Here is a 24374-nt window from a genome sequence, read left to right on the forward strand (position 1 = left end):
GGCGGCGCAGAGCGTTGCGCAGGCCCCGTCCGGGAGCGGACCGGACGGGCGCCGCTCTCCGCACCGGCCTAGAGTGGGACGGGGAGATCCGGAACACAGCGCGTGTACCTCGTCCGAGGACGGAGGACATCCCGATGACCGACGACACCGGCTCCCTTCAGCGCCACCCTCGTCCGAGCCCCCGTGAGCGCGCTGCGGTCGGCAAGGCCGCACGCGCCCGGGTGCCTCGGTCGAGCCATGCCGAGTACTCGCCCTCGGAGCATCGAGTCGATCCGCTGGAGATCCTCGAGAGGCAGGCCACCGCGAGGGTCCAGGAGCTGGTTCCGATCCGCCGGAGCCGGATGGCGGAGTCGCCGTTCCGGTACTACCGGGGCGCGGCCGCGCCCATGGCGGCCGACCTCGCCGACACCCCCGCCACCGGGATCAGAGTCCAGCTGTGCGGCGACGCGCATGTCCTGAACTTCGGGCTCTTCGCGTCTCCCGAGCGCCACCTGGTGTTCGACGTGAACGACTTCGACGAGACCCTGCCAGGCCCCTGGGAGTGGGACGTCAAGCGACTTGCGGCCAGCCTGGCCATCGCCGGCCGGGAGAACGGCTTCACCGATCAGGAGCGCGCGGCCATCACCTCGGCCGCGGTGCGCTCGTACCGCGAGTGGATCCGGACCTTCGCGGGCATGCACAACCTCGACGTCTGGTACGCCCAGACCCAGACGGAACGGATCGAGGCCCTCGTGGCCGACCAGCTCGGGAAGGGCAGGCGCAGGAAGCTCTCCAAAGTCCTGGAGAAGGCCCGCGGCCGGGACAGCATCCAGGCGTTCGAGAAACTCACCGGCATCGTCGACGGGGAGCGCCGGATCATCCCCGCCCCGCCGCTCATCGTGCCGATCGGCGACCTGCTCCCCCATGTGGAGCGCGCCGCCCTGGAGCACGAGATCCGCGAGCTGATCGAACGGTACGCGGGCACGCTGCGGCCGGACCACCGGCAGTTGCTCTCGCAGTTCCGTCTGGTCGACATGGCGCGCAAGGTGGTCGGCGTGGGCAGTGTAGGCACCCGCTGCTGGATCATCCTCATGCTCGGCAGGGACGAGGAGGATCCGCTGCTCATCCAGGTCAAGGAAGCCGAGCGGTCGGTACTCGCCGAGTACACCGGAGAGAGCGAGTACGACAACCAGGGGCAGCGCGTGGTCGCCGGACAACGGCTGATGCAGGCCGCCAGTGACATCTTCCTCGGCTGGGAGCGCGCCGCCGGCATCGACGGCCGCGAGCGGGACTTCTACGTCCGGCAGTTGCGGGACTGGAAGGGCAGCTTCGACACCGCGGTGATGCTGCCCGAAGGCGTACGGATTCTCGGCGAGCTGTGCGGCTTCTCGCTGGCCCGGGCGCATGCCCGGTCGGGCGACCGGATCGCCATCGCGGCCTACCTGGGCGGCGGCGAATCCTTCGACCGGGCGTTGACCGACTTCGCGGAGACCTACGCGGACCAGAACGAGCGCGACCACGAGGCTCTGGTCGAGGCGGTCGGCTCCGGTCGGCTCGTCGCGGAAGCCGCGTGAACCTGTTGTGTCCCTGTGGCAGCCGCACCCCAGCGTGGCAGCCGCACCCCAGCCGGGCCGAACAGGCACACCACCACGCCGCCCTGGCCACCCGACCGTCAGGCCGGGTCCCCGGAGACGCTCGGTCGGTACAGCGCGCCCCCGCGTCGAAGCCTAGTCCCGCGGATCCGGCTGCATGACACCTGCCTGCGGGCGCTGCGCACGCGCGTCACCGGCACAGCTGCGTGGTGGTCCGTCCCCGTTTCCCGGCCTCGGGCGTCTCCGGCGGCGGAGACGTCGACCGATCCCTCTTGTCGGGCGCCACGACACGGTCAGGAGTACCAGTCGGCCTCCGCCGGCCGCGCTCGCCGGGGCACATCCCGGGCGGGCATGGGCCTGCGTTCGCCATCGGCGAGCAGGGTGCTTGCCGGATCGCCGCCGAGAGCGCCCGGGAGCGTCACCTCGACCTCGATGCCGCGAGGCGGGTCCGTGGGCAGGGTCGTGGTCAGCACTGTCGTCTGGGCGTGGTGGCCATGGGCGCGGGCGGCGGCGACCTGCTTCCCGTCCACGAGGAGCTCCAGCTCCCGCGTCCCGCCCATCCGCAGGCCCACGGTGACCGAGCAGCCGGCGTGCTCGCAGTGAAAGTGATACTCGCGGCCCATGATCGCCTTCCTGAAGCGCCCGGTGACAAGCCCCTTCCCTCCATCGTGGCACCGGAGGGTGGCTGCGCCACCTCTGGATCTCGCTCCCGCGGTCGTCACCGCTACGCCGCCTCTCCGAGCGACCGCACCACCGTCGCCGAGCACCGTCGCCGAGCACCGGAGGGCGGCGCCGTCGTCGTTCCTCCCGGACAACGACAGCCACCGCGACCGGATCTCCGCGCCTCCCTGCTGAGCGACCCGCCCACCAGCTGCGCCCCCCTGAGCACGGGGATCAAGGGGGCGACTGTCGCCGTGTACCGGCCACCAGAGGTGGGACCGCCGTCCGAGCAGGCCGCAGTCGTCGACCTGGCGAGGGCTCGTACGCGAGACCTCCGGCCGCCGCGGGCTCGGCCCGCTGGACCGAACCGCGGTGTGAGGACGAGGTCCCGACTTCAGCCCTCCGAAGGACTGGGAGCCGCGCACAGTGCCCAGATGACGAACGCGTCGATGGCGATCAGCACGATCGCCCAGAACGGCTGGTAGGGCAGCCAGAGGAAGTTCGCGATCATGCCGAGGCCCGCAAGCGCCACACCGACGACCCTGGCCCAGGTGGCGCCCTGGAACAGCGCCGCTCCGGCGAGAACGATCACGATCCCGAGGATCAGATGGATCCAGCCCCAGCTGGTGAGGTCGAACTCGAAGACGTAGTTCCGGGTGGCCACGAACACGTCGTCATCGGCGATGGCGGAGATGCCCGAGAAGACGGCCATCAGGCCGCCGAAGATCATCATGACTGCTGCGAAGACCAGCCAGCCGCTTCCGCGTCTTGTCGAACCGCCGGTTCGGGCGCCGCTCATTTGGCTCGTCATGACCGCTCCATCGTGTGGGAGGTCCGCATGGGCCGGACGGGGTTCGGTTCGGCCGATCGGGTCACTTCCAACATCGCTCCCCACGGCCGACCGCGCATCTCGGAGCCGTCCGGCGCCGAAGCACCGAAGCACCGGACGGCTCAGAGAGTCGGGCGGGCCCGGTCGTCAACAGGCCCTCCCGCCTTCCTGCCACCGTCGAACGTGCTCGTGGCCGGCACCGTGACGGCGTCCGCCCCGTCGCGGCACCCGAGTCAGCCGAGGATCTTCCGCTTCTGTGCTTCGAATTCCGCCTCCGTCAGCACTCCCTGGGCCTTCAGCTCACCCAGCTCCTTGAGCTTGTCGATGGTGCTGCTCATCTCGTCAGGAGCCGGGGCCTGCGGTGCAGGCTGTTGCGGCGGCGGCTGCTGCTGCTGGGCGTCCTGTTCCGCCCATCGGCCCGCCTGCCTCCGGGACACGCGGTTGGATACCGCGGTGGCGGTTCCGGCGACCACGGCTGTACGCGCGACGCCACGAAGAAGTCCTGGCATGTTCGATCATCTCCCAGATGACGTGCCCGCGGCTTCGGCGGCTTCGAGCGAGGCCAGCAGGGCCTGGACGGGAATGCGGCCGTTGGCGACGAGCCGCGCACCGCTGCGTCTCATGGCCTGGGCGAAGGGGGCTGCCCAGACGTTCTCGTACACGAGGATGCCCGCCGCGTTCCCCGGCTCCAGAGCCGCACCGGCTTCGTCGATGTCCTCTTGGTCCAGCAGCCCCGACGAGGCGCCTTCGAAGACGGAGAGGTCCGTCTCGTCACCGAGGTCTCTCCATTCCGCTGCGACGACCGAGCCGTCGTCGTTCTTGCGGACGAAGAGAAGGCCAAGGATGCGAATCACGCCGCGATCGACCAGGTCGAGGAGAAGAGGGAAGCCCTCGCCCGTCATCTTGTTGCCGGGGAACTCGACGATCAGGTAATCAACGGGCCCCATCTCTTCCAGATCAGCAAGCGCGTCACTCACGGCCACTCCTCACGAGCGGGTAGAGGTCAGGGGCTGGGCCCGGCCGCCTGGTGGCGGGCGATGCCGTTGGCACGGCGACCGGAGAGCCCTCCCCGCCAGTCCAACACCACGGCTGCGCCTTCGCACGTTCTGGGGGCGACCGTCATCAACCGGTCGGCCGCGCCGGCGGAGCGCCGGTCGCTTGTGCGCCTTCGTCCTCCGGGTTCCCCGCGAGGAATTCCACCAGAGCCATCACGAGGAGCCAGACCACCGCGATGCCGACGATGACCAGGGCTGTGGGGTAGCTCCACAGAATGGCCGTCAGCACAGCCAGTGCCACCAGGACCCAGGTGATCCAGGTGCGGTGGCGCCGGATGAACGGTCCGACCGGGCCGGTGCGCATGCCCGCGCGGTCGGCGGTGGCGCGCACGGAGCCGATGCCGGAGTGCCACGCCTGGCGTACGAACGTCGCCCGCCGGCCCCGACCGCTCAGCCAGGCAGCAAGGGCGACCACCACGCCGACCGTCACCGCCATGCGGACCGTGGTGCGCATGTAGCGCGTCAGCGTGTCGTAGACGGACTCGGCGGCGGGCTGCGAGACGGTGTCCGGCAGTGCGTTCAGGTACGCCTCGCGGAAGACGGTCAGGCCGCCGCCGAGCAGCAGCATGGCGAAGGCGAAGGCGAGCGCGGCGACCACGAGGACGCGGCGGCGGTGCGTGGAGACCAGGACTCCGGCGGCGATGAGCAGCACGGAGAGGACGGGCAGCCAGAACCCGGCCAGCTGCAGGATCCGGAAGTACGTCTTGACCTTGCCGATGTCGTCGGCGCGCAGCACCGTGAAGTCGGTGTGGACTTCGGGGATCTTCGACGCCGCGGTCATTCCCTCGTCGATGAGACGCTGTTTGACCTGGGCGACGACAGGGCCGAGGTCGATGGTGACCGAGTCGTTGTTGATCTTCACCGCGCCGCCACCGCTGCCTGTCAGGGCTTTGTCGACGGTCGAGTGGATCCGGCGGTTGGCCTCGGTCCAGAAGTCCTCGAAGGTTTCGGAGGAGACGATCTCCTCCGTCTTGTCGTGGACGAAGCTGCGCACGGCGTTTTCCAGCGCGTCGCCGAGTTTGCCGAGCGCCTTCTCAGCGAGCGGCCGGTCGGCGGGCGCGACGCCCTCCAGCAGCGTCGGCAGGTCGATGTGTTCCATCACCGCGTTGGTGACCCGGTTCGCGGCGGCGGCCTGGATGTCGGGGTCGGAGGCGAGCGGGGCGACGGTGTCGACATACCGGTCGGTGTCGCCGATCTCGTCCGCGGTCCAGGCTGCGACCGCGGCCAGCGGGGCGAGGACGCAGCCGATGACGATGAGCAGCGCGGAGAAGAACGACCGCCACCGGTGATGAGGGGCACGGGCCGCCTTGTCGGCCTCCAGAGTGGTGACCCGGTCCCGTAGACGCTCCAGCTCGGAGCGCCCGTCGTCGGCGCTCGACGCGCCCTGTTCTCCACCGGGGCCCGCTGATCCGTCGTTCGGCATGGCGCGACCTCTCATATGCCTGTCGGTTCGATGCCAGCAGAACCCTGATCGCGGCCTTGCGCGAGCTCTCGGGGACCGTCGGAGTGACCGGCGGACGCGATCGGTCAGCCCGCCTCTGGCGTGCCGGCCAGGATGAGCTCCGGGAAGAGATCGGGCCGGGCACTCGCGCCTCGAAGCACCCGACGAAGCGTCATTCGCCGAACGCGTCACGACTCCGGCCCACCCGCGGCGACGGGCACGGGCTCATCTCGGTCCCGCACGTCCCGGTACGCCGGCGGGCCCAGGGCGTCCGGGGAGCGTCACCGCGTCGATCAGGTATCCGACGGGCGGGCAACCGGGTGGGAGCGCATCAGTAGCCGGTGCCGCGCTTGACCTGAGCGCGTTCGATCCCGTGCGCCGCGCCCTTGTCGTCCAACGTCCGACACGCGTCGGCGATGTCCTGACTCAGGCGGTCGATGTGCTCGCGGCTCAGCGTCTCCTTGACCAGGGCACGCATGATCTTCACCCCCTCCGCGTTGGGCGGGAGCGTGTACGCGGGCACCATCCAGCCCCGCTCTGCCGCGAGTTGCCAGGCGACGTCGGACTCGTCGTAGGCATGCTGGCCGGCGAGGCGGAAGGCGACCAGCGGCAGCTGCTCGAGGCCCCTTCCGATCACTTCGAACCGGCCGCTGCTGAGCAGGTTCTCCGCCAGCACGTGGGCGTTCGCCTGCATCGCCTTCATGACGTACGTGTAGCCCTGGCGGCCGAGGCGGACAAAGTTGTAGTACTGCGCGAGCACCATCGACGCACCGGTCGAGAAGTTCAGCGTGAACGTCGCGTCGGTCTTGCCCAAGTAGTTCTCGTAGAACACGAGATCCTTGGGCAGGTCGGACTCTTCGCGGAAGATCAGCCAGCCGATGCCGGGATAGACCAGGCCGTACTTGTGCCCCGAGACGTTGATCGAACGGACCTGCTCCAGCTGGAAGTCCCATGTCGAGTCCGGGTAGAGGAAGGGCCACACGAAGGCGCCGCTCGCTCCGTCGACGTGGATCGGGATGTCGAGGTCCCGCTCCTTGCGGATGTCCCGCAGGAGCTTGTCGATCCCGACGACGTCGTCCTTGTGACCGGTGAACGTGGTGCCGAGGACGGCGACGACGCCGATCGTGTTCTCGTCGAGGTGGGGTTCCACGTCCTCCGGGCCGATCGTGTACTTGCCCTCGGCGAGCGGCACGATCCGCGGCTCGACGTCGAAGTAGCGACAGAACTTCTCCCAGACGACATGGACGTCCCCGCCGAAGACCAGGTTCGGGCGGTCGACCGACAGGTTGGCCGCCTGGCGGCGCGCCCGCCACTTCCACTTCAACGACAGCGCACCGAGCATGATCGCCTCGGAGGAACCCTGAGTCCGACATCCGGTCGTCCTGCCCGGCGCGTGGAAGAGATCGGCGAGCATCCGCACACAACGCTGCTCGATCTCGGCGGAGATCGGGTATTCCGCGTGGTCGATGAAATTGCGGTGGAGATTCTCGGCGATCAGCCTCTGCGCCTCCGGCTCCATCCACGTGGTGACGAAGGTGGCGAGGTTGCGCTGCGGGTCTCCCTCCATGGCGAGATCCACATCCACGAGCCTCATCGCGTCCGTCGCGGACATGCCCTCCTCGGGGAAAGTCTCCGAGGGAGCGGGCACGGTCAAGAATCGGTTACCGAAAAGGTCCGCTTCGTCGCTTTTGGTCATCCACCGATTCAAACAGCGCCGGAGACCCCTTCTCAGACGGACACGCCGAGGCGGAGCGACGCGGAGCTCGTCATGGACGTATCTGCGCACCGCCGCTGCCGGCCGTCGGGCAGCAGCCTCCTGCCCCCCGGCCTCGGCGCGTCACGTCGGGACCGCCTCCGCTGCGCACCCGTCCTCCTACGGCGCGGATCACAGGCGCAGGACGACCAGCGCCGTGTCGTCGGTGTTGCCGTCGGACGGGAGCAGGTCGGCGAGAAGGGCGTCGGCCAGGTCCTCCGGTCCGACTCGTCCATGCCGGGTGAGGGAGGCGGCGAGGCGGCCCAGTCCGGTGTCGATGTCCTCCGTACGGCGCTCGATCAGGCCGTCGGTGTACAGGACCAGAGTGGCGCCGTCGGTGAACGCCCTGCTGCCCTCCGGTCGCGGCTCGTGTTCGAGGCGCACGCCCAGTGGCGGATCGGTCGCCTGGTCGAGGAAGGTCACGGTGCCGTCGGCATCGAGCAGGGCCGGAGGGGGATGGCCCGCGCTGCTGTACGTGATGGTGTGGGTGTCCCAGTCGATGAAGGTCTTCACCACGGTGGTCGACTCGGCGCCCTCGACACTGCGGGCGTACAGCCCGAGGGCCTCCAGGGCCCGGGCCGGACCGTCGGCGACACGGGCGGCGGCGCTCAGCGCGCTGCGCAGCTGCCCCATGACGCAGGCCGCTTCCAGGCCGTGGCCGACGACGTCGCCGACGGCGACCGCGATGCGGTCACCGGGCAGGACCACCAGGTCGTACCAGTCGCCGCACACGTTCAGGGCGTCGACGGCGGGCTGGTAGCGGACGGCTACCGGGTGGTGCCCGACCGGTGTGGGGGCGGGCAGCATCGCCGCCTGCAGGGCCAGCGCGACTTCACGGTCACGTGCCTGCGAACGGCGCAGGCGTTCGTTGATGTCCTGCAGTTCACGGGCGCGGGTGTAGAGCTCGGCCTCCATGACGCGGGCGCGGGCGTCTCCACCGGGGCCGCCGCGGGCGCGGATGAGTTCGGTGACCTCCTCAACCCGGTGCACGATCAGCACCACGCTTCCGTCCGGGCCGAGCACGGGCGCGTTGACCGGACTCCAGAAGTGCTCCACCCAGCGTCCGGGCCGTTCGCTGTCCTCGATGTCGTACCGCAGCAGCGCCATGGTGTCGCGCTCGCCGGAGGCCACCACGCGCAGCATCGAATCCCGGGTCTCCCGCATGCCGGCCGCGGCCGGTTCGTCGGGGTGCTCGGGAAAGACGTCGAAGATGTAGCGGCCCACCAGTTGGTCCCGGGTGCGGCCGGCGAGCCGGAGGAAGTCCTCGTTGGCGTCCGCGTACAGCAGCTCGGGAGTGAGCAGAGCCACCATGCCGGGCAGGGCACGGAAGACCGCCCCGTAGTCGATCTGCGGATTCCTCATGTACTGCCCGCCTCGGCGCCGCCCGTCGGTTTGCTGATGCCCCACGATAGGAGTGGCGCCTTCCGAAACCGGGTCACGACTCCTGGCCGTCACGGGCGGTTTCCTTCTCCGGCCCCGGCGGAACAAGGAGATCGTCGCGCTCGTGGACCGGTTCGAGGTGAGCGCCGTACCCGTTCTGGAGGGGGAGGGACGGGGATCGGAGTCGGGCCCGGGATCAGTTCCCCGTATGGCTCTGGATGGCACGCAGCGCACGCCGCTGCACCCGTCTGATGACCGGTCTGATCGGCCGCAGCAGCGGCGTGGCCAGTGGACGGGCTTCGACGGCCATCGTCCAGGTGAGGCGCGAGCCACCGGGTGCGGGCTCGATGAGCCAGTCCTCCGCTGCGTGGCGCAGGCCGGGCAGCGAGACCGCGAAGGTGCTGAACGTATACCGCCGTCCCTCCTCCCAGCGGAAGAACCGCTCACGGGCGGAGAGCACCCCCAGCACCGTGACCTCGCGTACCGTGCCGACCCCGAAAGGGCGCGGAGAACCCCAGCGCACACCGGTGAACCCCGGCACCCAGCGGACCCATGCGTCGCCGGTAATGACCTCCCAGATGCGCTCGGCGGGAGCCGTGATCTCCACGGAATGCACGTAGCGGAAGGGCGCGGACTCCAGGAACGCGTCTCCGCGCTCGACGAGGGGATACCAGTGCGGGGCCATGACTCATGCTCCATCGACTCCGGTGAGAGCTACACCTTTTGGAGCGGAGAGGTCGGGACTGATCGAGTCTCCGCTTCCCGCTCGTTCAAGTGCCACGGCGCGTAACGGTTCTCGACAGCACCAGTGGCAGCCCCCCTCCAAGAGATTTAGCGTGGGAGAAGGCCCCTGCATTCGGTCGCAACCCGACAGGCCGTCGGCCACCACATCAGGGACATACCGGCGCGTTCCTCGGACTGTGTGCAGCGAAGAGATTCCGATCTGTGAGCGCACGCTCTTCCGTTCGAGCATGCGAAGTTCCCATGCGGCCGCCTTTCGGCGACAGCCCTTCCGGCGCGGCCGACGCATGCGCGATCGCGAAAGTCAGCCGTAGGGCCGCACGCATCGCTTCACCGGGCAGAGCCGATCAACGGCTTGACACGAAGAAGGACGGGCGCGATGGCAGTCAACGAGTACAAGCCGGGGAGTGCCTTCTCCGGAGTGATCGGGCGAACCACGGACGTGTCCAGCCCGGCGTGGCCCGAGCCGCTGAGTGCGGTGCCGGGATCGCCCAACGTCCTGACGATCGTGCTCGACGACACCGGTTACGGGCAGCTGGGCTGCTACGGCAGCCCGATGAAGACGCCGCGCCTCGACGGACTGGCCGCGGGCGGGCTGCTGTACAACAACATGCACACCACGGCGCTGTGCTCGCCCTCGCGTTCGTGCATCATCACCGGCCGCAACCACCACGCCAACGCCATGGCGGCGATCACCGAACTGGCAACCGGCTTCCCCGGTTACAACGGCAACATCCCGTTCGAGAACGGGTTCCTGTCCGAGATGCTGCTGGAGCGCGGATACAACACGTACATGCTCGGCAAGTGGCACCTGATGCCCTCGGCGCAGGAGTCGCCCGCCGGCCCCTACACCCGCTGGCCGCTGGGCCGCGGCTTCGAGCGTTTCTACGGCTTCCTCGGCGGCGACACGAACCAGTGGTATCCGGAGCTCGTGTACGACAACCACCAGGTGGAACCCCCCGCCTCGCCGGAACAGGGCTACCACCTCACGCCGGACCTCGTGGACAAGGCGATGCTCTTCATCTCCGACGCCAAGCAGGTCGCCCCCGACAAGCCGTTCTTCCTCCACTTCTGCCCCGGCGCCACCCACGCACCGCACCACGTACCGCGGGAGTGGGCCGATCGGTACCGGGGCCAGTTCGACGACGGCTGGGACGCCTACCGCGAGGTGACGTTCGCCAACCAGAAGAACCTCGGCGTGGTCCCCGCCGACGCGGTGCTCTCGCGCCACGACCCGGACGTCCCGGAATGGAGTTCCCTCTCCCCCGACGCCCGACGTCTCGCCGCGCGCATGATGGAGGTCTACGCCGGCTTCCTCTCCCACACCGACCACCAGATCGGGCGGCTGCTGGACTTCCTGCAGGAGACCGGCGAATTCGACAACACGCTGATCATGGTCGTCTCCGACAACGGAGCCAGCGCGGAGGGCGGCGTCACCGGAACCACCAACGAGTCGCAGTTCTTCAACAACGCCCCCGAGCCGCTCGAGGAGAGCGTCAAGGGGATCGACGAACTCGGCGGCCCGACCATGTTCAACCACTATCCGTGGGGCTGGACATGGGCCGGCAACACCCCGTTCCGTCGCTGGAAGAGGGAGACCTACCGCGGCGGCGCCAGCGACCCGTTCCTCGTTCACTGGCCGCGCGGCATCGAGGCACGAGGTGAGGTGCGCACCCAGTACGCCCACCTCGTGGACATCGTCCCCACCGTCCTGGACGTCCTCGGGATCGAGCCGCCCGAGACCATCAAGGGCGTCACCCAGTCGCCCCTGCACGGTGTCAGTTTCGCCCACACCTTCGACGACCCGGCCGCGCCGACGCGCCACCGGACGCAGTACTTCGAGATGCTCGGCCACCGGGCCGTCGACCACGACGGATGGCGCGCCGTATGCCCCTGGCCCGGCCCGTCCTTCACCGAGGCCCGCCGGCCGTTCGGCACCCCCATCAGTGCGGAGACCCTCTCCGAACTCGATGCCCACTCCTGGGAGCTTTACCACATCGACGAGGACTTCGCGGAGACTCGTGACCTCGCCGCGGACCACCGCGACAAGGCCATCGAGCTGATCTCCCTGTGGTACGTGGAGGCCGGCAGGTACGGCGTGCTGCCCATCGACGGCAGCGCCCTCGCCCGGATGACCGTCGAACGGCCGACGATCGCCACGCCACGAACCAGCTACACCTTCCGGCCCGGCACCCAGTCCCTGCCGCCGTCCGTCGCCCCCAGGGTCCTCAACCGTCCGCACAGTGTCACCGCCGACGTGGAGATCCCCGGCGACGGCGCCGAAGGCGTCCTCATGAGTCAGGGCTCGATGGCCGGCGGCTGGAGCTTCTACCTCAAGGACGGCAAGCTGACGTACGTTCACAACTACCTGCGGCGAGGCTTCTACACGGTGACCTCGACCGACCCGGTGCCCGCGGGCCGCCACGAGCTGCGGTTCGAATTCGAACCGACGGGCAAGCCCGACCTCGCCGCCGGCAAGGGCACACCGGGGCTCGCCCAGCTCTACGTCGATCGCCGCCTGGTGGGGGAGGCGAACTTCCCGGTGACGACTCCCGTCATGTTCAACCCCGGCGGTCTGACGTGCGGCGCCAATCCCGGCCAGCCGGTCACACCCGACTATCAGGCGCCGTTCCGTTTCAGCGGCACGCTGCACTCCGTGACCATCGATCTGTCGGGCGAACTCATCGTCGACGCGGACAGCGAGATGCGCATGCACATGGCCCGGCAGTAGACGTGGTGCCACCGCTCGGTGCGGCGACCGAAGCCAGCGCCTCTCGCGCCCGTTTGCGCAGCCAGGCGTGGGCGCTGTCGATGTCGTAGCGCTGATGCCATGAAAGGTATACCGGAGCCGACGGCAGTTCGAGCGGCAAGGGGAGGACGACCAGGCCGAGGTCGGCAGCCGCAGAGCGCGCGGTGGCCTCGGGAACGCTGATCACCGGATCGGAGCCGCGCTCACCGACCTCGGCTGGCAGAAGGGGAGCGGATCACCGACCTCGGCGGAATCAGGACCGCCCGCGCCACGGAGGCCGCGATCCTGTTCGTGCCGCACGTGATCCGCTCCGACGGATTCGCACCGTTCGCGCTCTCCATCGCCCGCTGACCCCGCGGGTTCCGGGGCGGTCTCGCGTTCAGGCCCTCCGAGGACCCGGGCCGCGCACAAGACGCGTTCGGCGGAACTCCGTCAAGTGCCCCGCAAATCAGAGCGGTTGTAGGGCTTCGGCGCTCGGTCGGCCACCATCACCCCGGTGGAATCGGCCACTCCACGCACTGCGGGTAATGCACCCCTCCTCGCGCCGGTCAGACCCTGCCGGTATGTGCTAGAACCGTCGTATGCCGGTCAACGAGAGCTCGTTGTTCCATCTTGCGACGTTGAATCCCATCCACAGATTCGCCGAGGCGCTCTCCGGTTCCTGTCTCGACCCCCACCTGCCGAGTTCCGAGGGAGATCCTCGAGAGCTGGTCGCGAGAAACCCGGACCTTTTCACCCAGGGCGGCTCCTGGCCACGAGATGTGTGGGTCACCGGTGGGTTGGGGGCCACGCTCGACACCGTCCTGGTCGACACGGGTGATCGGCAAGAGCTGATCGACCTCTGCACCATCCTCACGGTCCTCGGGATCAACGATCCGTGGGTGAAACTCAAGCAGCTGGCCTACGTGCTGTCCCGGAGTCCGCACCACGTCACGATCCGCCTGGGATGCGACATGTACTACAGAGTCGCCCGGCGGATTCTGAAGTGCTTCGACGGGCTGGGCGAACCCGGCGACTACGTCATCAACATGCGCCAGTGCAACGGGTCGGACGCGGTCGAGCTGGCTCTGCACTCAGCGTGGAACGCGGCTGGAAATACGCCGAGCCGCCGCAGGCTGGGGACGTTCCTCGGGTCCTACCACGGCGAGAGCCTGACTGCCAGCCTCATCAGCGAGCACCAACCCCAGCACGGTTCCGGGCGACTGCTCGTCGAGAAGGCGGGCAACGTGACGTTCTTCCCCTCCCCGAGGTGTGAGGAGGACGGCTCGCTGAGTGCCGAGTCCCTTGCCACACTCGATGCGCTGGAGCGTGACGGCGACGACTACTTCGCCGTGATCATCGAGCCGATCCAGTGGCGCAACTCGGTACACGCCGTTCCGCTCGAGTTCCTGCGACGGTTGCGCGACGTCTGTACCCGCAAGTCGATCTGCCTGGTCTTCGACGAGATCCACAACGGCTTCGGCTACACAGGGACGATCAGCTTCGCGGAGTACAGCGGGGTGTGCCCCGACATCTCGGCGATGAGCAAAGGGCTCACCTCCGGGCACGGTTCCCTCGCGATCATGGTCGCCAAGAGGCGTTTCAGCGAGATCGACGGACCGTTCGCGGGGAAGTCCAACGCCGCGGACATGACGTCACTGGTCGCGATCGACGCGGTGCTCGACCGGCTTCTGGGAGTGGAGCCCGACGACATCGACGCGATCCCCGATTGGCTGCCGGACGAGTTGGCCGCTGAGCTCCGCGTAGGCCTGCTCGACACCGCCTACAACCGCACCGTGGCGCTGGTCGACTCGCTCTTCCTCGAACTGAGGCGCAGGTTCCCTCGCGTTGTCGGCGCGTCTACCGGGTTGGGGCTGGTGCGCGGGCTGGTGATGCTGGACGAGTCCGGCCGGCCGTCCGAGGCGGTCGCGTCAGCGGTGGCGAAGCAGGGCCTCGCCAACGGGATCTACGTGCGACAGGCGGCCACCGCCCTGTTCGTCAAGCCCAGCCTTGTCCTCAGCCCTGCCGAGGCGGACATCGCGCTCGACGGTCTCTCCCGGACCCTGACCCAGGTGACGCAGGGCCCGAGTGAAGAGGCCAAGTACGAGTGAGCCCAGGAGGGTCGAGCAGCCGACAGCGTCGGCACCTGGACCGGCCATCTCAGCCGGGCTGCTCCGAACCCGGGCAGCGGGCGTCGACCGCTCTCAACCGGCCCGCGAGTCGGCCACTGCCTCCAGCGTCCTGGTCAGCGCGGTCAGCGCCCGGTCGACCTCCCCCTGGGTGATGACCAGACAGGGCTTGAGGAAGAGTGCGGTGCCGGCCTGCCTGACGTGGACACCGTGGCCGGTGCCCACTCTCGCCACCTCGCCTGCGACCGCCGAGGACGGAAGCCCGTCGGCGCCGAGCATCACCAGCCCGCGCATCAGCCCGAGCCCCCGCACCTGCCCCGCCATCGCGGGGAAGCGGCGACGCAGCTCGGTCAGCATCTCGTCGATCATCCTGACGGCATGGGCGTAGGCGCTCGGAAGAAGGCCCTCGCGCAACTCCTGTTCCAGACCGGTGGGGAGCCAGTCCGGGAGCGACTCCGCATCCAGCCCTTCCACTCCGAGCAGCCGGTCGAGCACCGCGTCGACCGCCACGAGCGAGAGCATGTTCGCCGAGTTCGACTTGAATCCGAAGGGCGACTCGACGGTGCCGAACGCCCGGTCGGCGACGATCATGGACAGCGTTCCGTGTCCGGAGGTCAGCCCCTTGCCCAGCACCGCGATGTCAGGATGCACACCTGCTGTCTCTCCGTACCAGATGGTCCCGGTGAATCCGAAACCGTTCTGCACCTCGTCGAAAACGAGGCAGATCGATTGCGCGGTACAGATCTCGCGAAGTCTCCGGAGAAATTCGACCGGCACCACATGGACAGCGTTGCGCCACGGGATAGGTTCGATGATCACGGCGAAGTACTGCTCACCGTCACGCTCGAGGGCTGCCAGCGTCTCCAGGGCGGCCGCACTCAGCCGTCCGTCCGGACCGGCTTCCGGGACAGGGAACTGCTCGACGTTGTCGGCACGGTCCAGGAGGACTCGGCCGGAGCCTCGTTCGGGCTGGTGGTCGCTCGCGAGAATCCCACCGAGATTCGACCCGTGGAACGCGCCCACGAACGAGGCCAGCTTGCGGCGCCCGGGAGACTTGCGCGCCGCCGTCCAGGCGGCGTGGAGTCCCAACTCGACCGCACCCGATCCCGTGCACTCGCGCATGTTCAGGACGTAGTCCCTGCCACCACCGGTCTGGTTGAAATGCCGCGAGAGTCTGTGCGCGACCCGGTAGTAGAGATCGTTCCCGAAGCGGACGGTCACATAGTGCGGGCGTTCCGACAGCACGTGTGAGACCTGACGCAGTTTCACCCAGGGGTCGTTGAGACCGAGCACGGTGTTCTCGGTCATCGCACACAGGTCGATGAGCTCCGATCCGTCGGACAGTCGGAGGGTGGCTCCGCGGCCGGCCACGGCGGTCAGGGGTCGCGGCGCCGACCCACGCGTGAACATGTCGGGTTCGTGGTCGTACGCAAGTCCGTCCGATCGTCGGTACTGCGGCTGCGTGGGGTCGAGTACGGTCCCCTGGAGCGCGGTCACCAACGGCTTGAGGGCCTGTACGTCGGCCAGTGCGGGCTCCGTGTCCTCGGCGTCACCGCTCATTTCGCCTCCTCCCGAGCTGTACGGTGCAGAACGTCCTCGAAGGTGGCAGCCAACCGGGCTCCGGCCAGCTCGAAATCCGCCTCGGTCGTCGACAGGCTGGGCTTGACGTAGACGCAGTGGCCCGCTCGGCGGACGTACACGCCGTGCTTCAGGCAGATGTCGGAGACTTTGCCGGCCACCGCCCCGGACGGTCGACCGTCCCGCCCCAGCATGGCGACACCGCGCATCAGGCCGGCGCCGCTCACGGGACCGACGAGCGAGGGGAACCGGCCCTGCAGATCGGCCAGGAAGTCCTCCAGCATCCCGACCACACGGGGATAGGTGACCGCGAGAAGGCCCTCGCGCAGGTCCCCGGCCAGCCCGGGCGGCAGCCAGGTGGGCAGCTTGCCGTACTCCTCCGGGAGCATGCCCGTGAGCCGGTCCATCACCGCGTCGACGGCGACGAAGGACAGCATGTCCCCCGAGTTGGTCTTGCTTCCGAACGGAGCCTCCACCTCGGCGAATTCCCGTCGGGCGACGACGATCGCCAGGGCGCCGTGGCCCGAGGTCAACGCCTTGCCCGTGGCCACGATGTCCGGGCAGACATCGCTGCTCTCCGCGAAGAAGACCGTCCCTGTGTAGCCGAACGCGTTCTGCACCTCGTCGAAGACCAGGCAGATCGACTTCCGCGTGCACACGTCGCGCAGCCGTCGGAGGAACTCGAGCGGTACGGCGTGCACCGAGTTGCGCCACTGGATCGGCTCGATGAGCACGGCGAAGTACTCCTCGCCATCACGCTCCAGGGCGTCGAGCGTGGCGAGCGCCTCGGCACTCAGGCGGCCGCCGTCCCCGCTCCTGGGCGAAGGGAAGTGCACCACGTTGTCGACACGATCGACCAGCGCGCGCCCGGCACCGTAGCCGGGATCGTCCTCGCAGACGAGGCTGGCCAGCACGCTCTCACCGTGGTATCCGCCCTGGAAGGTCGCGAGTCTGCGTCGGCGCGGAGCGCCGCGGGCCGCGAGCCACGCGGCGTGGAGCGCGAGTTCCACCGCGTCCGAGCCGTTGCACTGGCGCAGGTTGATCGCGAAGGCGTCGGGCGGCCCGAAGCGACTCAGCCGGCCCAGGATGCGATGGGCGACACGGTAGAAGAGGTCGCTTCCGATCCGGGCCGGGAGGTAGTGGGGCTGCGAGGAGAGCAGGAAGGCAGCCTGCCTGAGCTTCACCCACGGATCATTGACGCCCAGGACCGTGTTGCAGGTCATCGAGCAGAGATCAACCATCTCGAGGGGTGTCGCGGTCTCGGCCGACGTGCCCTGGATCCGCGAGCCGAGGGCTGTGTCCGCCCAGAACCCGCGCGCGAGTGAGCCTCCCGCGGTGAAGAGTCTGGCGTTGTCGTCCAGGTGCTCCTGAGGTGTGAGCACGGTCAGGCGGCGTCGGGGGTCCAGGTAACCGCCTTCGAACTCGGTGACGACCTGACGGATCGACTCGACGTTCGAGAGGTGGAACGGCGCGTTGTCGAGGGCAACGTGCTCCTCCCCCGCGTGCGGATCACGCATCTGATCGGATCGCCTCCCCTGTCTCTGTGAAGGTGTCCGCAGCCACCATGTGTGCGAACAGGTCCAGAAGTTGCCGGCACTCCTGCTCCAAGCCGTCACCCCCGTGCGCCACCAGCAGTCGATGAGCAGACGCGCACGTGAAGTACAGGTAGGCCGCGGTGGTACGGAGGCGCTGAGCTCCCTCGCAGCGCCCGAGTGCGTCGCGGAGGTCGCCGAGCAGGGCGGAGCAGTTCGCCGCCGCTTCTCCCCGCGCGTGGGAGGACAGAGCATCCCGCGCGCGTTCGGCCAGCTCACCCGCAGCGGCCGGCGGATCGCTGTTCCTCCAGAGACACGGTCCGGTCCCCGCCACCCCATGAAGGCGTGCCGCGGCTTCGGCGTACTGCTCGTCGTCCAGGGCTGCATCCCGGATTCTCACCAGGGCGATGTCGCGACCGCGGTCGTCCTCGAACCGGGCGGACAGCCGCAGGTCGAGGTCCGCGTTGAGATCCGCTGCCATGATGTCGACCAGGTCCAGCGCATCGCCGGTCCACCGGAGTCTCGTGGCGGACAGGTCGGGAGTCGACCTGTACTCGGCGCACATCGCGGCCAGGCGATCCTCGTTCTCCACCGCAGTGCGCCAGGTGGGGGATCGGCCCCCGTGCCTGGCAGTGACATCGGTGGGGGCCGATCCGACCAGGATCGGGTCGGAGAACATGTAGAAGGTCTCCGCGGACTCGCGCGCGAAGTTGAGGGTGAGCACATCGCGGGTCTGCGAGAGGTTTCGGTGCCCTGAGTGAACACCGTTCGTGTCGAACAGGACGCAGGTCCCGGACGCTCCGTAGCCGAGGAACAGATCGCCGTTCCCGCACCGGAGTGCTTCGTCGAGCGTGAACTTCGTCTCTCGTTGCGTTGCGAAGTTCCACTCGACCTTCTGGCTGCCGCAGGCGTAGCGCAGGGCCTGACCGTCGGGTGTCACGTCCGTCAGCAGGACCATGACCTTCACCTCTTCGAACGGCCCCTTGGTCTTCATGTCCTGGTGGTAGTCCCATGCGCGGTATCTGAGCGGCTTGCACGGGCCTTGCCGGTATCCCCGTGCCGACACGAACCGTGACGGGCCGTCGAAGTACCGGTCCAGGATCTCCGTCAGGGCGGGGATGCCGGCGAGGTCTCTGATCATCTCGACGGTGCTACGGGCGCATTCGTCGACTGCGAGGTTGAACGAGAGCTGTTGCAGGGACGTCGTTCTGCCCTTCTTGCCGATCTCGGCTTCGAAGCGCTCACGCAGTCCGAGGAGCATGGCGTCGTCGACGAGACCGCCGACCGCGGCGATTCCGTTGTCCCGGAATGCGCTCTCCTCGGAGACCCCGTGTCGCCTTCGCGTCGACTCTCCGGTCGAGGCGCTGCGAACACCCCGCCGCACGGGCGTCTGCTCGTGCGCCAGGATGGACAGCACCGGTCCCCCCTCACGCACCACGGGTTCGGGAGCGGCGTTGTCCGGCGGGTCGACGAGGCAGCGGGCCGGCGCACGGCGCTCGGCGATCGACACGGCCTCGTCACGGCGCCAGGCGTCTCCGTCCAGGGTGGCGAGCAGCAACCGCTCGCGGTAGGTCAGCGCCTGCCAGTCGTGGTGGTCGGTGATCCAACTGTGGTCCCAGTGGCAGATGGCCTCCGGCAGGACGTCGGGCCACAGCTGCGCTCGTTGTTCCGCCCGGACGCAAGCGGTCGGCGGCGGCCCGAAGTCGAACGGCTCGTAGGCGAGGCCGGTGGCGGACGCGCCTGTCACCAGAGCGTGCGGCACGTGGTCGGAGGTGAGCTCGCCCGCCTCGACTCCACGCTCGACTCCGCGCTCGTATCCGCAGAAGAGCCCCGCCTCGTGGAACGCGATCGCGAGGTTGTCGGGTCCCCCGGCGAGGCTGAACCGCGCCGTTCCCGTCAACGCCGAGTCGTGTCGGAGATTGCGCAGCTGGAAGAAGCGCGGATGGTCGCTGACCACGCTGGGGTCGACGGAGTCGCCGTGGACGGCAGCCAGGAAACGGCACGCAGCCTCGCGGTAGCCGGTCACGAGGGCGGCGATCTTGCGTCTGGCTGCCCGAAACGGTTCCGACGAGGGGATGCCTGCCGTCACGTCATTGCTGAGACAGCCGTTGTCCTTGAATCTCGCGAGGATCCCCAACGGGCAGGGGGTACTCGCCGCGGCCGGGACCAGGGAGCTCGTGAACTCGACGTCCATGTCGGTGCACAGGCCCCGTTCGATCACGAAGCTGAGCAGGCGCGCGTAGTCCGACACCACGGAAAGATTGCCCTTGGCCTCCTCGGGCCTGAAGAAGTGCGCATCGATCTCGGCGTGAATGTGCTCGAGAATGAGGCGCTCGTCCGCGTCGGCGGCCGGGATCGTGCTCACGTCGCGCACGTGGATGTCGAGCCGACTCGCGAAGTCGAACACCTCCTTCGCGGCGGCCGGCTCGAGAACCGAACCGGCGACGATGAGCAGAATGCGACCGCCGCCGTTCATGGCGCGCAGACGAGTGAGCCGGGCCCGGTGCTTCGCCGGGAGACCGTCGGAGCTGATCCAGATGCGCACCTGGTCCAGACAGTTCACCGTCAGCGTCTTCGCCGTGTGCGCCGGAGCGCCGATCACCGGGTCGAAGTGATCAGACCGCTCCTCTCCGTCAGCGCCCATCACGAAGCCGCAGGACGTCGTCGAACGTCTTCGTGAGTGCATCCAGAGCGACCGCTGTCTCCGCGGGGTTCAACACGATGCAAGGCTTGAGCAGAACGGCGGTATCGGCCTGACGGACGTACACCCCGTGCGCCAGACAGACCTTGGCTGCCGCCACAGCGAGACGCGTGGACGGCTGACCGTCCGCGTCCAGCAGCACGAGGCCCCGCACGAGCCCCACGCCCCGGGGTGCACCGATGAGTGTCGGGAAGCGCCGGCGGAGCTCGGCGAGCAGCTCGTCGACGAGGGCGACGGCGCGCGGGTACGCGGACGCGAGCAGGCCGTCCCGCAGCTCGGCCGCCAGCCCCGACGGGAGCCAGGCGGGCAGCATTTCCCCCTCCGCCCGCTCCACTCCCAAGAGCCGATCCAGAACGGCGTCGACAGCCACGAGCGCCAGCATGTTGCCGGAGTTGGACTTGGCACCGAACGGGCTCTCTGTCTCCCGGTACCTGCGCCGCGCGACGATGATGGCGAGCGAACCGTGCCCCGAGGTCAGAGCCTTGCTGATCGCACTGATGTCGGGGCTGACGCCTGAGGTCCGCGCATAGCTGATGGAACCGGTGTATCCGAACGCGTTCTGCATCTCGTCGAAGATGAGGCAGACCGACTTCCGCGTACACACATCCCGTAATCGGCGAAGAAACTCCAGCGGCACCGTGTGCACCGAGTTGCGCCACTGGATCGGCTCGATGATCACGGCGAAGTAGGAGTCGCCGTCCCGTTCGAGGGTTTCGAGGGTCGACAGGGCGCTCGCGCTCAGCTCCTGGTCGTCGTCCGTTTCCGGGGCGGGGAAGAAGACCACGTTGTCGGGCGCGTCGGCCAGCAGGCGACCGGGCTGGTGCTCGCTCACCCAGTTCGCGGTCAGACTCTCTCCGTGGTACGAGCCACGGAAGGTCGCCAGCCTGCGGCGTTCGGGAGTCGGCTCAGCGGCCTTCCAAGCGGCGTGGAGAGCGAGCTCGACGGCGTCGGAGCCATTGCACTGCCGTAAGTTGACCACGTAGTCGTCGGGACCGTCATCGTCCTGGAAGCAGCCGAGGATCCGCCGCGCTATCCGGTACGTCAGGTCGTGCCCCAGCCGAGCGGTCAAGTAGTGCGGCTGGGACGAGATCAGGAACGACGCCTGCTTCAGCCTGACCCACGGGTCGTTGATCCCCAGGATCGTGTTCGCGGTCATGGAGCACAGGTCGATGAGGGTGAGCGGAGTGTCCGTGGCCACCACGGTCGCGTCCACCGTCGCTCCCAGACCGGAGTGGGCCCAGATGTCCCGTGGAGCAGATCCGGTCGTGAACAGCGCGCTGTTGCTTGCGAGTTGCTCCAGCGGCCCGAAGGCCGACCTGGGCCGGTCCGAATCCAGACACGTGCCGTCGAAGTCGGACAGAAGGGCGCGGACGTGTGTCAGGTCCTCCAGGTGGAATCGTTCTGCACAGTCGACGCTCTCGGACGATGTCAGCCCATCCCCTTTAGCCACGGGGGCGAGCGTACTGCGGCCTTCCCATGCTGAACAGGTCTCCGATCGGTCAGGCACACCACCGGATATCCGGGACAAACCACCCTCACCGCAGAGCTCCCGGATGCGCCGCCGCGCCAGGTGGCCAAGGACATGGACGCGACGTGGAGTCCGTGCCCCTGGTTTCGCTGCCGTCAGGGGGCGCGATGAGGTCGAGCGGAAAGGGAGGCTGCGCGTGCCGTCCGCGGAGCGGTGCCTGTGGTCAACGGACGATGCCGTGGGTCCGGGGTGCCGGCGTGGGGCGGGTGCGGGAGAGTTTCGCGGCGGTTCCGCGAGCGTTCTCGAAGGCCACGACCGCGTTGCCGTCCTTCCGCCAGGGCGGGGCTCCGCACCACGGTCCGATCTGGCGGAACTGCTCCAGGGCGTCCGCGTACAGCATCGACCTCAGCATGCGGTGGGCCAGGAGGTGCCGCAGGAGCGGCAGACGCTCGTCGTCGGGCGCGACCTGGTCGAACGAGACGGCGACTCGCTTGAGCATGTTCCTGGACCACGGAGTGACGGGCACGGACTCGAAGGAGGACCGCTCGGTGAGTTCATCGAGCGCGTGGAGGTAGATCCCGGCGAGCGGGCTGCCGACCGGGGCCTTGCGGACCGCCTGACGGGCGAACCGCATCATGCGCCGGTCGCTGCCGAACCACTTGGCGCACCAGTACTGGAGAGCCTGCCAGTGTCCTTCGTAGTGGTGCGGCGCGCGGGCGACGAGCCCGTCCCAGAGCGGCCTGAACTGCGCACGACCGTACTGGGCACCCCGTGCCGCCGTGATCATGACGACCCACGGGCCCGGGTTCGCGGGGTCGAGCAGTGCCGCCTTGCGCGCCTCCTCGATCGCCGCCGGGAGCAGTGCCTTGAAGCGTTCCATGTTCGAGGTCATGACCTCGTGGGCGTACCCGCTGCCCCGGATCGCCCACGCGCGGTGGACCATCAGGCTCGCGTTGAGCGTCGCGGCGTCGCAGTTGTCCGGCTCGGCGCCGCGCCAGGCGTCGAGCCAGGCGGAGTCCTCCTCGGCGACATGCTGGAGAAGCTCGAGCCGGGCCCAGCGCTCGTCCCAATCCTCGCCCGCCTCGCCGACGTAGCGCGCGGCGGTCTTCCAGTTCCCCTGCCAGGCCGCGTCCGCCACGGCCTGCCGCTCCTCCTGGCGGTGCGCCGCCGGCGGCGGGCCGGGGCGTCGGGAGTCGAGTGTCTCGCGGGGCGGAAGCCCGAAGTCGGTGGCGACGAAGTGCTCCGCGACCCAGGTGTTGGCGCGATGGGGGCTGACCAGGACGCGGTAGAGCCCGACGAGGAGCACCGCGAGCACGGCGCCGAGAAGGAGTGTCACGGCGGGAGATCATTCCTGAACCGATCACTCTCCGCAATAGTTCAGGCCAATGAAAAGGCGAGGTCAGAGTCCAGGAGGCGGGCTGACCTCCTCGGCCGCCGAGCGTGCGGTGACCGTGAGCGAGGGCCCACCCAACCCCGCGCATCGCTCCGTCCACGGTTCGCGGACCGTTGGGACCCGACTCGCGGGCAGCCGGATGGTGCCGCACTCGAGCGCACCCGTCATCGCCTCGATACAGGTGTGCGATTGTCGGTCGCGCGTGATAGTCACTACACCCACGGGTGGGGCGATCATCAACCACCTGTGCGCTACTGCAAGGGGTGGGGATATGGCGTTGCTCCGGGACTTGGGGAACACGCTGGGGCGATGGACGGGCAGGCCCGTCGCGCACGTCGACAAGGACTCCGGCGATCCGGACGCCCGGCGCGTCCGCGTGGCCGCCGAGGCGGCGGACTGGACGACCGTACGGGACGTGCTCGACGCACGGCCCGAGAGCGAGGACCGGACGGGCCTCCTGTGGGCCGTCGGCGATGTCGCCGGCACGGAACGGTGGATGGCGGACGTCGTGGCGGCGGACCCCCAGGCCCCACTGCCGCGGCTGGTGGCTGCCGTTCGCCACATCAGCTGGGCCTGGGAGGCCCGGACGGGCGCCCGTGCCTCAGACGTGTCCCGCGAGCAGTTCCAGCTCTTCCACGACCGGCTGGCCACGGCCGAGACCTGGCTCTACGAGGTCGCCGAGCGCGAACCCGGCTGGACCTCCCCCTGGTACGGCCTCCAGGTCACCGGACGGGGGCTCCAGGTCGAGCGGGACGTGGCACGGCGTCGCTTCGAGGCGACCGTACGCCGCGACCGGCACCACCTGGGCGCACACCTGCAGCGGTTGCAGCAGGTCTGTGAGAAGTGGAGCGGCTCCCACGAGGAGATGCACTCGTTCGCTCGCGCGTCGGTCTCCGCGGCGCCCGGCGGAACGCTCCTCGGCCAGCTCGTCGCGGTCGCGCACCTGGAGCACTGGCTGGCCCTCGACTCCGGCGCCGACGGCCGCTACATCACGCGCCACGAGGTGGTCGCCTCGCTGAACGAGGCAGCCGACCACTCGATCCGGCATCCGGACTTCGTACGGGGACGCGGCTGGCTCCAGGTCTACAACACCTTCGCCATGGCGTTCTCGCTGGCGGGCGACGTCGCCTCCGCGCGCGAGTGCTTCCGGGCCACGGAGGGGCGGGTCACCGAGTTTCCCTGGTACTACATCGACGGCTCCGACCCGGCCAAGGCGTACAAGAGGTACCGCGCCTACAGCGGAGGCTGACCGGAGCGGGACGGGCACGGGCCGGTCGGGCACGGGCCGGTCGGGCACGGGCCGGTCGGGGACCGGAGGAAGCCGGGTGCGGGAGCAGAGCCTCCTCACCCACGGCCCGCCGCCCCGGCGGCGCCCGGGGGTCCTCCGACGGCCCTCGCCACGCCCGCCGTCGGAT

Annotated in this window: 17 protein-coding genes and 2 pseudogenes; 5 read left to right on the forward strand and 14 right to left on the reverse strand. The window is 69.0% G+C overall.

Annotated elements, in window-relative coordinates; all coding sequences use genetic code 11:
• Positions 1-134: 134 nt before the first annotated feature.
• Positions 135-1553, forward strand: coding sequence for a DUF2252 domain-containing protein (locus ACZ3IJ_RS10165; protein WP_467467224.1), 1419 nt, complete (start codon positions 135-137; stop codon positions 1551-1553).
• Positions 1554-1864: 311 nt separating this feature from the next.
• On the opposite strand, the gene ACZ3IJ_RS10170 is transcribed toward ACZ3IJ_RS10165, so the two are convergent.
• The 8 genes from ACZ3IJ_RS10170 to ACZ3IJ_RS10205 all read right to left on the reverse strand — a co-directional run bounded on the left by ACZ3IJ_RS10170 (position 1865) and on the right by ACZ3IJ_RS10205 (position 9374).
• Entirely contained in the window at positions 1865-2194 is a 330-nt protein-coding gene (locus ACZ3IJ_RS10170; RefSeq protein ID WP_467467225.1) for a hypothetical protein, read from the reverse strand.
• A 431-nt stretch (positions 2195-2625) separates the two neighbouring features.
• Positions 2626-3042, reverse strand: coding sequence for a DUF7144 family membrane protein (locus tag ACZ3IJ_RS10175; RefSeq protein ID WP_467467226.1), 417 nt, complete (start codon positions 3040-3042; stop codon positions 2626-2628).
• A 251-nt stretch (positions 3043-3293) separates the two neighbouring features.
• Positions 3294-3569, reverse strand: coding sequence for an SHOCT domain-containing protein (locus tag ACZ3IJ_RS10180; RefSeq protein ID WP_467467227.1), 276 nt, complete (start codon positions 3567-3569; stop codon positions 3294-3296).
• A 6-nt stretch (positions 3570-3575) separates the two neighbouring features.
• Positions 3576-4007, reverse strand: a complete 432-nt coding sequence (locus tag ACZ3IJ_RS10185; RefSeq protein WP_467467661.1) for a DUF6325 family protein — start codon at positions 4005-4007, stop codon at positions 3576-3578.
• 175 nt (positions 4008-4182) lie between these two features.
• Positions 4183-5538: a hypothetical protein gene (locus tag ACZ3IJ_RS10190; RefSeq protein ID WP_467467228.1), complete on the reverse strand. Its 1356-nt coding sequence runs from the start codon at positions 5536-5538 to the stop codon at positions 4183-4185.
• 349 nt (positions 5539-5887) lie between these two features.
• On the reverse strand, positions 5888-7252 hold the full coding sequence (locus tag ACZ3IJ_RS10195; protein ID WP_467467229.1) for a glutamate decarboxylase: 1365 nt from the start codon (positions 7250-7252) through the stop codon (positions 5888-5890).
• A 189-nt stretch (positions 7253-7441) separates the two neighbouring features.
• On the reverse strand, positions 7442-8671 hold the full coding sequence (locus tag ACZ3IJ_RS10200) for a PP2C family protein-serine/threonine phosphatase (protein WP_467467230.1): 1230 nt from the start codon (positions 8669-8671) through the stop codon (positions 7442-7444).
• Between the two features lie 214 nt (positions 8672-8885).
• A complete protein-coding gene (locus tag ACZ3IJ_RS10205; RefSeq protein ID WP_467467231.1) occupies positions 8886-9374 on the reverse strand; it encodes an SRPBCC family protein in 489 nt (162 codons plus the stop codon).
• Positions 9375-9809: 435 nt separating this feature from the next.
• Here ACZ3IJ_RS10205 and ACZ3IJ_RS10210 point away from each other — a divergent pair, with 435 nt between their 5' ends.
• A complete protein-coding gene (locus tag ACZ3IJ_RS10210) occupies positions 9810-12161 on the forward strand; it encodes an arylsulfatase (RefSeq protein WP_467467232.1) in 2352 nt (783 codons plus the stop codon).
• Here the strand turns inward: ACZ3IJ_RS10210 and ACZ3IJ_RS10215 are convergent.
• A pseudogene (locus tag ACZ3IJ_RS10215) lies at positions 12112-12381 on the reverse strand (hypothetical protein); the annotation flags it as partial. The gene ACZ3IJ_RS10210 and the pseudogene ACZ3IJ_RS10215 overlap by 50 nt on opposite strands.
• Between ACZ3IJ_RS10215 and ACZ3IJ_RS10220 the strand changes: the two are divergent.
• Both ACZ3IJ_RS10220 and ACZ3IJ_RS10225 read left to right on the forward strand, forming a co-directional pair.
• A pseudogene (locus ACZ3IJ_RS10220) lies at positions 12382-12530 on the forward strand (NADPH-dependent F420 reductase); the annotation flags it as partial.
• A 230-nt stretch (positions 12531-12760) separates the two neighbouring features.
• The gene (locus tag ACZ3IJ_RS10225; protein ID WP_467467233.1) at positions 12761-14269 is read left to right on the forward strand and encodes an aminotransferase class III-fold pyridoxal phosphate-dependent enzyme; all 1509 of its coding nucleotides are present in this window, start codon (positions 12761-12763) and stop codon (positions 14267-14269) included.
• 93 nt (positions 14270-14362) lie between these two features.
• Here ACZ3IJ_RS10225 and ACZ3IJ_RS10230 read toward each other — a convergent pair whose 3' ends face one another.
• The 5 genes from ACZ3IJ_RS10230 to ACZ3IJ_RS10250 all read right to left on the reverse strand — a co-directional run bounded on the left by ACZ3IJ_RS10230 (position 14363) and on the right by ACZ3IJ_RS10250 (position 22902).
• Positions 14363-15847 (reverse strand): aminotransferase class III-fold pyridoxal phosphate-dependent enzyme, encoded by a 1485-nt coding sequence (locus tag ACZ3IJ_RS10230; RefSeq protein WP_467467234.1) that lies wholly within the window; start codon positions 15845-15847, stop codon positions 14363-14365.
• Positions 15844-17382, reverse strand: coding sequence for an aminotransferase class III-fold pyridoxal phosphate-dependent enzyme (locus ACZ3IJ_RS10235; RefSeq protein WP_467467235.1), 1539 nt, complete (start codon positions 17380-17382; stop codon positions 15844-15846). The genes ACZ3IJ_RS10230 and ACZ3IJ_RS10235 overlap by 4 nt, the downstream gene beginning before the upstream one ends.
• Entirely contained in the window at positions 17375-20041 is a 2667-nt protein-coding gene (locus tag ACZ3IJ_RS10240; protein WP_467467236.1) for a phytanoyl-CoA dioxygenase family protein, read from the reverse strand. The genes ACZ3IJ_RS10235 and ACZ3IJ_RS10240 overlap by 8 nt, the downstream gene beginning before the upstream one ends.
• Complete coding sequence (locus ACZ3IJ_RS10245; protein WP_467467237.1) at positions 20031-21548, reverse strand: aminotransferase class III-fold pyridoxal phosphate-dependent enzyme; 1518 nt, start codon at positions 21546-21548, stop codon at positions 20031-20033. The genes ACZ3IJ_RS10240 and ACZ3IJ_RS10245 overlap by 11 nt, the downstream gene beginning before the upstream one ends.
• 241 nt (positions 21549-21789) lie before the next feature.
• Positions 21790-22902, reverse strand: coding sequence for a hypothetical protein (locus ACZ3IJ_RS10250; RefSeq protein WP_467467238.1), 1113 nt, complete (start codon positions 22900-22902; stop codon positions 21790-21792).
• A gap of 328 nt (positions 22903-23230) precedes the next feature.
• Between ACZ3IJ_RS10250 and ACZ3IJ_RS10255 the strand changes: the two genes are divergently transcribed.
• A complete protein-coding gene (locus ACZ3IJ_RS10255) occupies positions 23231-24208 on the forward strand; it encodes a hypothetical protein (protein WP_467467239.1) in 978 nt (325 codons plus the stop codon).
• Positions 24209-24374 lie beyond the last annotated feature (166 nt).

It is taken from the genome of Streptomyces sp. NPDC013317 (assembly GCF_055563155.1).

Coding starts and splice junctions, on each gene's coding strand:
- ACZ3IJ_RS10230 (WP_467467234.1), bottom strand. CDS start 15,847: ATGAGCGGTGACGCCGAGGACACGGAGCCCGCACTGGCCGACGTACAG.
- ACZ3IJ_RS10170 (WP_467467225.1), bottom strand. CDS start 2,194: ATGGGCCGCGAGTATCACTTTCACTGCGAGCACGCCGGCTGCTCGGTC.
- ACZ3IJ_RS10180 (WP_467467227.1), bottom strand. CDS start 3,569: ATGCCAGGACTTCTTCGTGGCGTCGCGCGTACAGCCGTGGTCGCCGGA.
- ACZ3IJ_RS10255 (WP_467467239.1), top strand. CDS start 23,231: ATGGCGTTGCTCCGGGACTTGGGGAACACGCTGGGGCGATGGACGGGC.
- ACZ3IJ_RS10175 (WP_467467226.1), bottom strand. CDS start 3,042: ATGACGAGCCAAATGAGCGGCGCCCGAACCGGCGGTTCGACAAGACGC.
- ACZ3IJ_RS10240 (WP_467467236.1), bottom strand. CDS start 20,041: ATGGGCGCTGACGGAGAGGAGCGGTCTGATCACTTCGACCCGGTGATC.
- ACZ3IJ_RS10235 (WP_467467235.1), bottom strand. CDS start 17,382: ATGCGTGATCCGCACGCGGGGGAGGAGCACGTTGCCCTCGACAACGCG.
- ACZ3IJ_RS10185 (WP_467467661.1), bottom strand. CDS start 4,007: ATGGGGCCCGTTGATTACCTGATCGTCGAGTTCCCCGGCAACAAGATG.
- ACZ3IJ_RS10205 (WP_467467231.1), bottom strand. CDS start 9,374: ATGGCCCCGCACTGGTATCCCCTCGTCGAGCGCGGAGACGCGTTCCTG.
- ACZ3IJ_RS10190 (WP_467467228.1), bottom strand. CDS start 5,538: ATGCCGAACGACGGATCAGCGGGCCCCGGTGGAGAACAGGGCGCGTCG.
- ACZ3IJ_RS10165 (WP_467467224.1), top strand. CDS start 135: ATGACCGACGACACCGGCTCCCTTCAGCGCCACCCTCGTCCGAGCCCC.
- ACZ3IJ_RS10225 (WP_467467233.1), top strand. CDS start 12,761: ATGCCGGTCAACGAGAGCTCGTTGTTCCATCTTGCGACGTTGAATCCC.
- ACZ3IJ_RS10200 (WP_467467230.1), bottom strand. CDS start 8,671: ATGAGGAATCCGCAGATCGACTACGGGGCGGTCTTCCGTGCCCTGCCC.
- ACZ3IJ_RS10210 (WP_467467232.1), top strand. CDS start 9,810: ATGGCAGTCAACGAGTACAAGCCGGGGAGTGCCTTCTCCGGAGTGATC.
- ACZ3IJ_RS10195 (WP_467467229.1), bottom strand. CDS start 7,252: ATGACCAAAAGCGACGAAGCGGACCTTTTCGGTAACCGATTCTTGACC.